This window comes from Prevotella communis (assembly GCF_022024115.1).
Taxonomy (GTDB): Bacteria; Bacteroidota; Bacteroidia; order Bacteroidales; family Bacteroidaceae; genus Prevotella; species Prevotella communis.
This window is the reverse complement of sequence record NZ_CP091792.1, coordinates 1-13307: the sequence shown is the minus strand read 5'-3', so window position 1 is coordinate 13307 and position 13307 is coordinate 1. Positions and strand designations below refer to the sequence as shown.

The window sequence follows — 13307 nt, the reverse complement described above, 5'->3', positions numbered from 1 at the left end:
TTTGCAAAAATAGTAAATAAAATCGAACCAACAAAGTTTTTGGCAAAAGATTTTGCTATCTCGAAGATAAATCGTAATTTTGCAGGTTAAGAAACAACAATAAAGACAAAATAAATGGAATACAACTTCAGAGAAATTGAGAAAAAGTGGCAGAAGCGATGGGTCGAGAGCGGCATTTATCGCGTAGTTGAGGACGACAAGAAGAAGAAATTCTACGTGCTGAATATGTTCCCTTATCCATCAGGAGCCGGTCTGCACGTTGGTCACCCTCTAGGCTATATCGCCAGTGACATCTATGCCCGCTACAAGCGCCTGCAGGGCTATAACGTACTGAATCCCATGGGTTACGACGCTTATGGTCTGCCTGCTGAGCAATATGCTATCCAGACCGGTCAGCATCCCGCTATCACCACAGAGCAGAATATCAAGCGCTATCGTGAGCAGCTGGACAAGATTGGTTTCTCATTCGACTGGAGTAGGGAAGTGCGTACCTGTGATCCCAAGTACTATCACTGGACACAGTGGGCCTTCCAGCAGATGTTCAACAGCTACTACAGCACTTCTTCACATAAGGCTCAGCCCACTATCAAACTGATTGAGCACTTCGAACTGATGGGTACTGAGAACTGTGGTGCCCTGGGTACAGAGGAGCTGCACTTCACCGCTGCCGAATGGAACGCCTTCTCTGAAAAGAAGAAGCAGGAGGTACTGATGAACTATCGTATTGCCTACCTGGCCGAGACGATGGTAAACTGGTGTCCAGCACTGGGCACCGTGCTGGCCAATGATGAGGTTATCAATGGTGTCTCCGAGCGCGGTGGCTATCCTGTGGAGCAGAAAAAGATGCGCCAGTGGTGCCTGCGCACCTCGGCTTATGCTCAGCGCTTGCTCAACGGACTGGAGACTATCGATTGGACAGACTCTTTGAAAGAGGCTCAGCGCAACTGGATTGGTCGTTCTGAGGGTACAGAGATGGAGTTCCAGGTAGCCGACAGCGAGAAGCACTTCACCATCTTCACCACACGTGCCGATACCATCTTCGGTGTTACCTTCATGGTACTGGCTCCTGAGAGCGAGCTCGTGACCGAGTTGACCACTGCCGATCAGAAGGCTGCCGTAGATGAATATCTGGCTTATGTGAAGAAGCGTACTGAGCGCGAGCGCCAGATGGACCACAGCGTCACAGGTGTTTTCTCTGGTTCTTATGCCGTTAATCCTTTCACAGGCGATAAGATTCCCGTATGGATTTCTGAATATGTGCTTGCCGGTTATGGTACAGGTGCCATCATGGCCGTACCTGCTCACGACAGTCGTGACTATGCCTTCGCCAAGCACTTCAACCTGCCCATCATCCCATTGATTGAGGGTGCTGATGTGTCAGAGGAGAGCTTTGATGCGAAAGAGGGTAGGGTGATGAACTCACCTGCTGAAGGAAAGACCACACTCGATGGTTTCTCACTCAATGGCCTGAGCGTAAAGGAGGCTATTGCAGCTACGAAGAAGTTCGTTACAGAGCACAACCTCGGTCGTGTAAAGGTGAACTATCGTCTGCGTGACGCTATCTTCAGTCGTCAGCGCTACTGGGGTGAGCCATTCCCTGTTTACTACAAGGATGATATGCCCTATATGATTCCAAAGGAGTGCCTGCCTCTGGAACTGCCTGAGATTGATGAATACAAGCCCACGGCAACTGGTGAGCCCCCATTGGGTCACGCCAAGAAATGGGCTTGGGACACCAAGAACAACTGTGTGGCCGATTGTTCCGCAATCGACAATAAGACCATATTCCCCCTCGAACTCAACACGATGCCTGGCTTCGCTGGTTCTTCAGCCTACTACCTGCGCTACATGGATCCCCAGAACGACAAGGGTCTGGTAAGCAAGGAGGCCAACGAATACTGGCGTAATGTGGACCTCTACGTAGGTGGTAGCGAACATGCTACTGGTCACCTCATCTACTCTCGTTTCTGGAATAAGTTCCTCTTCGACTCTGGCTATACCTGTGAGGAAGAGCCCTTCAAGAAGCTCGTCAACCAGGGTATGATTCAGGGACGCTCTAACTTCGTATACCGTATTGAGGACGAAGGTGCCGACAAGGGTAAGTTCGTGAGCCTGAACCTGCGCAAGAACTACAAGGAGACAACACCTATCCACGTCGATGTAAACATTGTCTCTGCCGATGTGCTGGATATCGATGCCTTCAAGGCTTGGCGTCCTGAATACAACAACGCCGAGTTCATCCTTGAGGATGACAAGTATATCTGTGGCTGGGCTGTAGAGAAGATGTCTAAGTCTATGTACAACGTGGTGAACCCCGATATGATTGTTGAGAAGTATGGTGCCGACACCCTGCGTCTCTACGAGATGTTCCTGGGTCCTGTAGAGCAGTCTAAGCCTTGGGATACCAACGGTATTGATGGTTGCCACCGCTTCCTCAAGAAGTTCTGGAACCTCTGCAGTTCTGTATGTTGTGACTCAGTCGCAACAGACGCAACCCCAGACAACCTGAAGAGCGTCCACAAGCTCATCAAGAAAGTATCTCAGGATATCGAGCAGTTCTCTTACAATACCTCTATCTCTGCCTTCATGATCTGCGTCAACGAGTTGTCTCAGCAGAAGTGCAAGAGCAAGGAGATGATCAAGAACCTCGTTATCCTCATTGCACCCTTCGCTCCCCATATTGCAGAAGAGTTGTGGGAGATGCTGGGTGAGCAGGGTAGTGTATGCGACGCCCAGTGGCCCACATGGGATGAGCAGTACCTCGTAGAGAGTCAGGCAAAGATGGGTGTAGCCTTCAATGGTAAGACCCGCTTTGAGATTCAGGTCTCTGCCGATGCCGACAACGCCTCTATCGAAGCTTTGGTTCGTGGTGACGAGCGTACGGCTAAGTACGTAGAAGACAAGCAGATAGTAAAGGTTATCATCGTGCCAAAGCGCATGGTGAATATCGTGATTAAGTAGTTTACGGTTTACTGTTGAAAGTTTCCAGTATATATGACTATACAGCATAAAATCATTTGGAACGAGACCAAGGACTATATGTTCATCACCCTTGGTCTGTTGATGTACACCATCGCCTTCACCGTCTTTCTCATGCCCTATGAGATTGTGGCTGGTGGTGTGACAGGTCTTTCGGCTATCATCTATTATGCCACAGGATTCCATTTGGAGAATACCTATCTGATTATCAACGGCCTGTTGCTCATCGTAGCCCTGAAAATACTGGGCTACAAGTTCCTGATGAAGACCATCTATGCTATCTTTATGCTTGCCCTGATGCTGAAATTTGCACAGGATGTACTGCCAAAGCAGCCTAACGGATTACCTTTCAAACTGATGGGCGAGGGTCAGGAGTTTATCTCAATGATTATCGGCTGTACCATCACTGGTATCGCCCTGGCCACCGTTTTCAATAACAATGGCTCTACGGGTGGTACGGATATCATTGCTGCCAGCGTGAATAAGTATAACAACAATATCTCGCTTGGCAGCGTGCTCTTTTCTGTCGATTTCTGTATCATTGGCTCCTGTATGTTCTTCCCGCAGTTTGGCGACTATATCGAGCGTGCCCATAAGGTGACCTTTGGTTTCTGCGTGATGGCTATGGAGAACTACGTGCTCGACTATGTGATGAACCGTAGCCGACAGTCTGTGCAGTTTATGATTTTCTCGCGTAAATGGCAGGAGATAGCCAATGCCATCGGCACGCAGATGAATCATGGTGTCACTATCCTGGATGGTCACGGCTGGTATACTGGAAACAAGATGAAGGTGCTCTGTATCCTCGCCAAAAAGCGCGAGAGCACCAATATCTTCCGTCTCATCAAGATGATAGACCCTCAGGCCTTTGTATCGCAGAGTGCCGTCATTGGTGTCTATGGTGAGGGATTCGACGAAATGAACGTGAAGATCAAGGAAAGCGAAAAGGAATTAGTGAAAAGTGAAAAGTGAAAAATTTGCTACCGCTGTATGAAGATAGTATTCGCCACCAACAACCAGCATAAGCTGCAGGAGATACGTCAGATATTGGGCGATAGGGTAGAGGTGCTCTCCCTGAAGGATATTGGCTGTGACGTGGATATCCCTGAGACAGGCCAGACACTGGAAGAGAATGCCCTGCAGAAAGCCCGTTATATCTACGACCACTATCATATTGACTGCTTTGCCGATGACACAGGTCTTGAGGTAGAGGCTTTAGATGGTGCTCCTGGCATCTATAGCGCCCGTTATGCCAGCATGGAATCTGGTGCTGCCAGTCATGACAGCGAGGCCAACATGGCGCGCCTGTTGCGCGAGCTCAAGGACAAAGATAACCGTAAGGCACGCTTCCGCACCGTTATCGCCCTTATCCAGAAGAAAGATATCTGTCCCTGTGGTTGCAGCAGCATCAAACAGGAACATCTCTTTGAAGGTATCGTCAATGGTGAGATTACCACAGAGCGGAGTGGGGCAGAGGGCTTTGGCTATGACCCTATATTCCGTCCTGATGGCTTTGAGCATACCTTTGCCGATATGACTGCCGAACAAAAGAACGGTATCAGTCATCGAGGACGCGCTACAGCGAAACTGGCTGATTATCTCCTTAAATAAGTATATGGTATGAAGAGACTGGCCCTCATAGTATTTCTCATTGCACAATTGTCAATTATCAATTGTCAATTGTCAATTGCACAGATAGGCACCTGGAGGGCCTTCATGTCGTATTACGAGCCCCAACAGATTATCAAGGCAGGCAGTAACACCCTCTTTGTACGTGCTTCTAACAGTCTCTACAGCTATCATCTCAACGATCATAGCATCACTACCTACGATAAGGTCAACCCACTCAGCGATACCTATATATCCTATATCGCCTGGAGTCAGCAGGCCAAACGACTGATAATAGTCTATCAGAACGGCAACATTGACTTGATGGACCTGCAGGAGAACGTTACCAATATCAGTTCCCTTTATACCAAGACACTCACAGAGAGCAAGACTGTCAACAACGTCTATATCCATCAGCAGTATGCCTACCTCTGTATGCCTTTTGGTGTGATCAAGGTCAATATGGAGCGTGCTGAGATTAGCGAGACCTATATGCTGAACCAAAATATCCAGGCTGTTGCCATAGACAATACCAGTATCTATGCGCGCAACGACCAGGGTACAGTATATTCGGCTCTTCTGAGTACCAACCTTATTGACAAGTCCAACTGGAACGCCACGGATACCTATCCCGCATTCACTACCGATACAGCTGACTGGGATGCCTATATCGACATCGTGAAGACGCTGAAGCCAGATGGACCATACTACAACCAGTTCTACGAATCGAAAATCGTCAATGGAAAACTGTATACTACGGGTGGCGCATTCCGTTCCGGACAAATTGCACTCAATAATCCTGGCATCATACAGGAATATGACTTTGATACTTGGACAATCTATCCAACAAATATCAATGAGATAACCGGCTTTAACTATATGGATATCAACTGTGTTGATATAGACCCGACAGATAATAGTCGTGTAATGGCTGCAGGACGTTGTGGACTCTATGAATTCAAAAATGGTGTACTAGAGAATTTCTACTATAAAGAAAATAGCCCTCTACGTCCAGTTACTTCTAGTAGTACAGGAAAATATCTTACTGATGACTATACACTTGTTCATGGCATCAAGTTCGACAACGATGGAAATCTTTGGGTACTGAATAGTCAAGCAAATAACGTCAATCTGCTGGAATTTACCAAAAGCGGGCAATGGATATCACACTACAAGAATGAGTTATGCTATAAGGATAATACGTCAATGAGTACTATGCGCTGTCTATTATTTGATAGTCAAGGATTACTGTGGTTCATTAATACACATTTCAATTCTCCCTGCATCATCTGTTACGATAAGACAACGGATAAGGTACTCATATACTCTTCCTTCACCAACCAAGATGGTACGAACTATGAGAACTGCTATCCTTACGATATTCAAGAAGACTATCAAGGTAATATCTGGATAGCCACAAATCAAGGACCGTTCTATATTAAAAAAGAAGAGAAAGGTCAGAGTAATGCGACACTCTATCAGGAAAAAGTACCCCGTAATGATGGTACAAATTATGCCGACTATCTGCTGAGTGGTATTCATACCAACGGTATAGCCATTGATGGTGGCGGCAGAAAATGGTTTGCAACCATCGGAAACGGCGTTTTTCTGGTTAGTGAAGACAATATGACGCAGTTACAGCATTTCACCGCTGAGAACTCCCCCTTGTTGTCAAACAATGTACAATACATATCTATCAATCATTCATCAGGCGAAGTGTTCTTCCTCACAGACAAAGGACTCTGTTCTTATATAGCCGATGCCACTGTTGCCAGCGATGATATGCAGAAAGACAATGTCTATGCCTATCCTAATCCTGTAGAACCAGGCTATACAGGCCTTATAACGGTCGTAGGACTGTCTTTCGATGCCGACGTGAAGATTCTCACCAGTAGTGGCCGATTAGTGGCTCAGGGACGCTCTAATGGCGGCACATTCACTTGGGATGGATGTGACCAACAAGGTAAACGAGTGGCTAGTGGTGTCTATATGGTTGCTGCGGCGACCAGCGATGGAAATAAAGGAATAGTGTGTAAGTTAGCCATCATCAACTAACTATAAATGAAACGCATCATTTCAAACCAAAACACATTTTCATATATTTTATATTTGTTTTTTCTACTGCTTTTGAAATAAGCACAGGAACAAACAAACCAATAAGTATACTAAGAATATAAAAAACAAGGAAAAAAGATTCACAATAAAAGATTTTTTTCCATAATATAAGTTCTACAAAAGCTTGAAAAGGTAATGATAACAGATAAATCTGATAAATGTATTCCCTATAAGAACTTAACAAATTTGGAATATACCCTGAAACAATCATTGACATGGATATCATCCACAGAATGCCTAATATCGAACAAAGTAAATCTATATGATAATAATAAGTAATAATATAAAGCGTAATAAAAATAAAAAGATAATACCAATTATCAATGAATTGATAGATTTTTAACCTAAAGAAAAAAATTCCAAAGAAAAAATATATCAGATAATGGTTTATTTTAAGAATATAGAAAAAATTATATGGTAAAAGTGAGGTTAAGTCAATATAATAAAAAACTACACAAAAAAGAAAGAAAGACACTACATAAAAAACTTTATTACATAAAAAACGAAAAAGCGGATACATCAGCATTAACGTCATTAAGGTAGCGAGAAACCATAAAGGAGCAGTAGGATGACCTTCGAAGATAATGAATGACTCTAAGAAATTACCAAGCGAAAAGTCAACCTGAGTCTTTACATATTTATTGACTAGTAATTTTAGAAAATAATAGATAAAAGAAAAGAAAATGAATGGTATAAAAATTCTTTTTGCCTTATCAATATACAACGATTTTACACTCCAGTTTTTTGATATTCTACTAAGATATAGTAATCCACCTGAACAGAAAATAAACAATGGCATTCTTAAAGGATTAAAAGGATACGATATATCGCTACAAAACTGATGATTTAGTCCAGTCGACATATCTATTAGTTGAACATGAAACATGACAACTAATAGAATATTAAGTCCTCGAAGAAATGAGAGCCATTCAACTCTTTTAGATACAGGCACAGACATACTTAGCTAAGTTCCAGCATTCTCTCTATAGGTTTCACAGCATCTTTTGCTATCTTTGGATCCACTTCAATCTGAGGCCATTCATACTTCAGGGTGTTGTAGATCTTCAGCAGCGTGTTCATCTTCATGTACTGACACTCGTTACAACTGCATTCCAGGCCGCTCTCGCTTATTTCTGGCGGTACAGGGATAAATTCCTTGTCAGGACAGCTACGCTGCATCTCGTGCAGGATTCCGGCCTCTGTAGCCACGATAAACTGCTTCTCTGAAGAATTCTGTGCATAGGTAAGCATTGTGGCCGTAGAGCCCTTTATATCAGCTAAAGCAAGTACAGGACCCTTACACTCCAGATGTGCCATCACAACGGCATCAGGATACTGTTTCTTCAACTCCAGGATTTTATTCACAGAGAAGCGTTCGTGTACATGACAGCCACCATTCCAGAGCAACATCTGCCGGCCTGTTACTTCATTGATGTAATTACCCAGGTTATAGTCAGGACCAAAGATGAATTTACCATCCTTAGGCAACTGATCTACTACTTTCTTGGCATTACCACTCGTTACTACCACATCTGTCAATGCTTTCACAGCTGCTGTAGTATTCACATATGATATGACCTGATAGCCAGGATGCTCATCCTTGTATTTCTTCAGGTCCTCAGCCTTACAACTGTCAGCCAGCGAACAACCGGCATTCAGGTCAGGACAAAGCACTACCTTGTCTGGTGAGAGCAACTTACACGTCTCTGCCATGAAATGCACACCACACATCACCATCATCTTAGCATCCGTCTCTGCAGCTTTGCGAGCCAAAGCCAACGAGTCGCCTACAAAGTCGGCGATGTCCTGAATATCTCCTACAGTATAATAGTGGGCCAGGATTATAGCACCTTTCTCCTTACAAAGTTTACGAATCTCAGCCTTCAGGTCAGTACCTTCGGCTACTGCTTCATCAATAAATCCTTGTTTTGTCCATTCCGTTTTCAACAGCATATCATTTTATTTTTTTATTCTTTTCTTTTTTAAAAATAGAAAATGAGTAGTATGATGTGGCGTGGATAAGTGCAAAACTCACACGTCTTTTCCTTGCTCATTTAGTTATACCCATGTGGTTTTACGTTATGCACAACTGCTGTTAATTCTTTCTTATTGAAAATGAGACAGGTGCGATAGTTTTCCACAATTTCCAAATCCGGTGCAAAATTACAAAGTTTATATCTTTTTTCAGCAAAAATGTGTGGAAATCTTCAAAAAAAGCCGTGGATAAAGGTGTTGATATCCACCTGCAGAGGGGTGCCTGTGTATTATACAATAGTTATTCAACAGTTATCCACAGGGTTTTCCACATAGTTATCAACAATATTTTGAGGTTTGAGGTTTGAGGTTTAAGATTTATTTGTACCTTTGCAAAACAATAGAAATGATTATGAGAAAACTGCGTACTATAGAAATGAAACGACTCTCGGTAGAGGAGTATCATGAGGCCGAGAAGACACCGTTGATAGTAATATTGGACGATGTGCGATCTATGCACAACGTGGGTAGCGTATTCCGCACGGCCGATGCTTTCAGATTAGAGGCTGTCTATCTGTGTGGCATCACTGGTTGTCCTCCTCATGCAGAGATTCACAAGACGGCACTTGGTGCTGAGGATAGCGTTGACTGGCGCTATTTTAAGACAGCACTCGAGGCTGTTGAGGAATTAAAGGGTAGGGGAGTCACCGTCTATAGTATAGAGCAGGCTGAGGGCAGTACCAAACTTCCTGAGTTCAAACCAGAACCAGGCAAGCCTTATGCTATCGTGATGGGTAATGAGGTGAAGGGTGTTCACCAGGAAGTCATAGATGCCAGCAATGGCTGTCTGGAGATTCCTCAGTATGGTACAAAGCATTCTATGAATGTGTCAGTAACGGCAGGTATTGTTATCTGGCACTTTGTGAATTCACAATTATAGGAGAACCTTTTCTATCTTCTCTATAATCACTTCAGGACGGATATTCTTCATACAGGGGAAGTCGCCATGTATGCAGGGTTTCTGACCATAGATGCTGCATGGACGACATTCCATATCCAGTTGTATGGTATTATCCTTATCCTGATTCCATCCCAGGAAACCTGCCATAGGATGTGTGGCACCCCAGATAGAGACAACGGGGGTATTGACTAATGATGCCAGATGCATATTGGCAGAGTCCATTGATACCATCACGTCCAGATGACTCATCAGTATCAATTCCTGACGGAGGTTTTCAATATGCTGCGATACAAAGGTGCATTGTGGCATCTCCTTGGTCCATTGATTAAAGGTTTCTTCCTCTTCCTTACCACGACCAAAGAGGAAGATGCTGTAATCTGGATGGTTGGCTACCATTGTACGTACTACTTCCTTCATCTGCTCCTTTGGATAGATCTTTCCCTGATGAGCAGCAAAGGGAGCAACACCTATCCATTTCTCATTCTCTTTTTTATCTCTGAACAGCTCAGGCAGTTGTGTCATGTCGCCACCTTCTGGTGGGAAGATAGAGGTGAACAGGTTTTTTTCTATGGGGAATCCCAGTTTTGCAAATACCTCCGTATAGTTTTCGAAAGAGGTGGGCAACTGCTGCTTCACCTTTTTCTTCATGTTCTTGTTCACCAGCGCGTGGCGCATCTTGCGATGCTTGTCGATATGCTCCACCTTGAAATGACTCAGGTTAAAGCGCAGGCGCAGGTAGTTTGAACGCAACACAGAGTGCAGGTCGGCCACATGGGTGAACTGCTTTGCAGCCAGTCGGCGGTAAAGTCTGTTCAGTCCTTTCACACCATGATACTCACCTTTCAGGTCGGCCTCCATAAAGTTCACGTTAGGAGCCAGGTTCTCAAAGAACGGACGGGCAAAGGCACGACTCAGCACCGTGATTCTCACATCAGGATACTGTTGGGCAACACCCCAGACAATAGGCACCGTCATAGCGACGTCGCCTATTGCTGAGAATCGTATTACTAATATGTGCTGATGCTTCACCCTTTTTAATCTTTTTACTTTTTGTAAAGTACGGGGTTTGTGCTGGGATCGTTGTACATCTTCATCTGACGATATACCTTCATCACCTTGCGTCCGGCCTGATAGTCCTCCAGCAGCTGGTCGATAGCTGTAGAGAGGTCTACACGCTGCTCCAACAGTACTTCGAGCTTAGCCTGACAGCGGGCCAGGTGTTCCTGATCGGCATCCTTACGCTCTGTCTGCTCCTGCATGTGCCAGATCTTCAGCTCCAGAATAGACAGACGGTCAACAGCCCATGCAGGACTCTCCGTGTTCAGACGGGCATCGGCCATAGGTGTGATGTCAGCATATTTCTGACGGAAGTAGGTGTCAATCTCCTCTACCAGGTCTGTACGGTCCTGGTTAGAGTGGTCAATACGACGCTTCAATGCCAGCGCATCGCTCAGGTCGATATGCGGATCACGAATCAAGTCCTCCAAGTGCCACTGCACAGTGTCAATCCAGCATTTCATATAGAGTTTATACTCAATGCTGTCTCTGTCGTACGGGTTTTTCATCTCAGTATCCACATTATCAGTCAAGTGATAGTCGCGGATAGCCTGTTGGAAAATTTTGTTTGCTTTTTCTGTAAAAACCATGTAATCTATTGATCTAAGTATTATTTTCAACATGCAAAAATACGCAGATTTTCTGAAATAGCCAACTTTTTGCCTGTAATTATAGATTTTTCACCATTTATTAATGTTTTATCCCACCCCTCACTCAAAACGCCGGAAAAGCCCTACAGTAAAGGCTTTGAGACCAGTGAGAGGTGCTTTCAACCCCTCACTCGCCTCTCACTCACCTCTCACTGCTCTAAAATCTTGAGCTTTCGCTTATCTACAATTTCTGATTATCCATTCTTTAAAGAAAGGATCAATGCGAAATTTTTCGCAACGAAATTTTTCGCAAGAAATCAAAGGGCCTTTGATTCATTGAGAGAATCATGGATTTTAAAAGATTATTTTTCCTTTAGGATACTCTTTTGATACAATGGATATATGTCCGTCCAGGAAGGACAGATAGCCACATTTTATTGGCTTTTCAGCATATTTATCTCTAACGAGAAAGACCTTATCCTTTTCTATCTTCTCAATATCATACAATTTGTTAAATACGAGTTTTACCTCATTGCCACTCAAAACGAAAACTGTCAAAGTAGACACTCCGTCAGAATAAACACCACCCCTAAACACAAGGGCTGTATGATTAGAATCAAGCTTAAATGATTTGAACATTATTGCTTTGGAATTCTCATCACCAATAATATAAGACCATCCATCATCATCACAGAATGATGCAATTACAGTATTGCCCTTCTTGAATTCAATTTTTGAATAGATGTAACTTTTCTTAAGGTCAGAGCCCCACTCTACGGTGTCCACATACCAGCAAACGGAATACTGACCGTTTCCCATATCTGGAATTTTCTTGGTATCGGCAATCATGTATGCGTGGTCCCTTTTTTCATTAAAATATAAAGAATCAATCATCGATGACTCTATTTCTTCAAATTCACGATTACCTGCTTCGGCATATTCGTTATTGACACGCTCCACTTCATCGACCATCACCTTGCCGTTTTCCACATGGACCTTTATCTTGTTCTCGCCACGCCAGCCACCATCAGTAAACGTATAGTGATACCAGCCTTCGCTGTCTTTGGTGATTTTGAGCACTTTATCCTTCATATCCTCTGCCCCAGGCTTGTCATCCTGAGCACCTGTGCGGAACAGATAGCCAGCATAGCCATCACCACCATACTCACACTCAAACTCATCTTTTAGGCATTTAAGCATCTTCGCTGTACAGTGTGCCTCTAAGAAATCATAATTGTAGTAGAGCTCGTTCTCGTACATATTAGTGATGAAATCGCGGATGAGCGAGTCATTCTTTTCTGCATCACCCTTGTCCGAATTCTCTGTATTCTCTTCGATTTCGCTCTTGTCATTCGCACCCTTACAATTATTGCAAGAGGTGGCAAAGGTCAGCAGAAAGAATGCTGAGATGGCAATCAACAAATACTTATTTTTCATTGTCGCTATCATTTTTAATAGTTGCTGTTTTTGGTTCTTAATTAATTTCTGCAAATATACATAAAACTATTGAATGTTGAAAGATATTTAACATTATTAACTTTGAAAAGGAATAAATATCGAGTGTACTTCTCCATCAGCAACTCGACGTTTCTCCATTGGCAATACGTCGTTTCTCCATTAGCAATACGACGTTTCTCTTACTGGCTAACTAGAGAAAAATTACTGGCTAGTTAGAGAGAAAAAAAATCCGTCGTTGACGTACTCCTAGTACGTCGTCCGCGAACTCTCAGTACGTCCCCTACGTACTGGCTGATAGACCATAGGTTAAGACATCGTATTTTATAGACTAAGGCATCGTAAACCTATGGTTTAGCAAACGGAAATCATAGAGTTACGAGGTCAAAATGCCTGAAATACGATCTCAAAGTTACTGAGTGAGAGGTCAGTGAGAGGTGGGTGAGATGTCAAAAGCACCTCTCACTGGTCTCAAAGCCTTTACTGTAGGGCTTTTCCGGCGTTTGGAGTGAGAGGTGGGGGTAAATCGTTTTTTTTCTTGTCGAAAATAGACGAGTTACTGATTGAGA

Annotated in this window: 10 protein-coding genes; 5 read left to right on the top strand and 5 right to left on the bottom strand. The window is 43.8% G+C overall.

Annotated features, from left to right (window positions below; all coding sequences use genetic code 11):
• Positions 1 to 114: 114 nt before the first annotated feature.
• The 4 genes from leuS to porZ are packed head-to-tail and all read left to right on the top strand — an operon-like array spanning position 115 to position 6642.
• Positions 115 to 2961: a leucine--tRNA ligase gene (leuS, locus tag L6468_RS00045; protein WP_237793910.1), complete on the top strand. Its 2847-nt coding sequence runs from the start codon at positions 115 to 117 to the stop codon at positions 2959 to 2961.
• Positions 2962 to 2994: 33 nt separating this feature from the next.
• Entirely contained in the window at positions 2995 to 3951 is a 957-nt protein-coding gene (locus tag L6468_RS00040; RefSeq protein WP_091817693.1) for a YitT family protein, read from the top strand.
• A gap of 18 nt (positions 3952 to 3969) precedes the next feature.
• Entirely contained in the window at positions 3970 to 4590 is a 621-nt protein-coding gene (locus L6468_RS00035) for a non-canonical purine NTP diphosphatase (RefSeq protein WP_237793901.1), read from the top strand.
• Positions 4591 to 4599: 9 nt separating this feature from the next.
• Positions 4600 to 6642, top strand: a complete 2043-nt coding sequence (porZ, locus tag L6468_RS00030; RefSeq protein ID WP_237793899.1) for a type IX secretion system anionic LPS delivery protein PorZ — start codon at positions 4600 to 4602, stop codon at positions 6640 to 6642.
• Between the two features lie 16 nt (positions 6643 to 6658).
• Here the strand turns inward: porZ and L6468_RS14765 are convergent, their stop codons facing one another.
• Together L6468_RS14765 and nadA are read right to left on the bottom strand one after the other, a co-directional pair.
• A complete protein-coding gene (locus L6468_RS14765; RefSeq protein WP_431356590.1) occupies positions 6659 to 7660 on the bottom strand; it encodes an acyltransferase family protein in 1002 nt (333 codons plus the stop codon).
• Positions 7661 to 7662: 2 nt separating this feature from the next.
• On the bottom strand, positions 7663 to 8655 hold the full coding sequence (gene nadA / locus L6468_RS00025; protein WP_176756961.1) for a quinolinate synthase NadA: 993 nt from the start codon (positions 8653 to 8655) through the stop codon (positions 7663 to 7665).
• A 433-nt stretch (positions 8656 to 9088) separates the two neighbouring features.
• On the opposite strand from nadA, the gene L6468_RS00020 reads away from it, so the two are divergent.
• Entirely contained in the window at positions 9089 to 9616 is a 528-nt protein-coding gene (locus tag L6468_RS00020) for an RNA methyltransferase (protein WP_091817790.1), read from the top strand.
• Here L6468_RS00020 and L6468_RS00015 read toward each other — a convergent pair.
• From L6468_RS00015 to L6468_RS00005, 3 genes are all read right to left on the bottom strand, one after another.
• The gene (locus L6468_RS00015) at positions 9611 to 10666 is read right to left on the bottom strand and encodes a glycosyltransferase family 9 protein (protein ID WP_237793897.1); all 1056 of its coding nucleotides are present in this window, start codon (positions 10664 to 10666) and stop codon (positions 9611 to 9613) included. The two genes, L6468_RS00020 and L6468_RS00015, sit on opposite strands and share 6 nt — an antisense overlap.
• A 14-nt stretch (positions 10667 to 10680) precedes the next feature.
• Positions 10681 to 11283, bottom strand: a complete 603-nt coding sequence (locus L6468_RS00010) for a DUF4254 domain-containing protein (protein WP_091817679.1) — start codon at positions 11281 to 11283, stop codon at positions 10681 to 10683.
• Between the two features lie 354 nt (positions 11284 to 11637).
• Positions 11638 to 12720, bottom strand: coding sequence for a hypothetical protein (locus L6468_RS00005; RefSeq protein ID WP_237793895.1), 1083 nt, complete (start codon positions 12718 to 12720; stop codon positions 11638 to 11640).
• Positions 12721 to 13307: the final 587 nt, after the last annotated feature.